The organism is Neisseria sp. P0021.S007, assembly GCF_051956855.1.
Genome location: NZ_JBQCXA010000577.1, coordinates 1 through 671, shown reverse-complemented (window position 1 = coordinate 671; position 671 = coordinate 1). Strand labels below are relative to the sequence as shown.

Genomic DNA, 671 nt, shown 5'->3' with positions numbered 1-671 from the left:
GCTACCAACAGTGTGCCGATGATGGTGCCTAAAATAACCATAATAATGGGTTCCATCAGTGAGGATAATTGTGCTACAGAGTTATCAACTTCATCCTCGTAAAATTCAGCAGCATTATTCAACATATCATCAAGGGAGCCGGATTCTTCACCAATAGCAGCCATTTGAATAACCATATTGGGGAACATATCCGTACTTTGCATACTTGAAGTTAAAGAAAGCCCCTGAGTAACTTTTGCACGAATGTCCTGTGTTGCCTCCTCATAAAGGATATTACCAGCTGCACCTGCTACTGAATCTAAAACCTCTACCAAAGGTACGCCTGCTGCAAACAAGGTGGAAGTGGTACGAGCCCAGCGAGCAATAGTTGCTTTACGGACAATTTGACCAAAAATTGGTAAACGTAAAATCATTGCATCTATACGTTTTTGGAAACTTGGTGATTTTTCATGTAATTTATAAACACCAAAACAAACGGCAATAAAGATAACGATCATCAGCCATCCGTATTCTACAAAAATTTTGGAAATATCCATAACAATTTGGGTTAAGTCAGGCAGTTTCGCCCCCATGCTTTCGTAAACTTTACCAAACTCAGGCAGCACCCAACGCATCATCACGAAGATCAATGCCACTGCAACGACCAAAATAGAAATTGGGTACGTCAGTGC

General features: G+C 40.8%; 1 protein-coding gene. It reads right to left on the bottom strand.

All coding sequences use genetic code 11. The features are described from left to right. A partial coding sequence (locus tag ACTHUR_RS14720; protein ID WP_440399333.1) for a type II secretion system F family protein occupies positions 1-671 on the bottom strand: 671 nt, incomplete at both ends.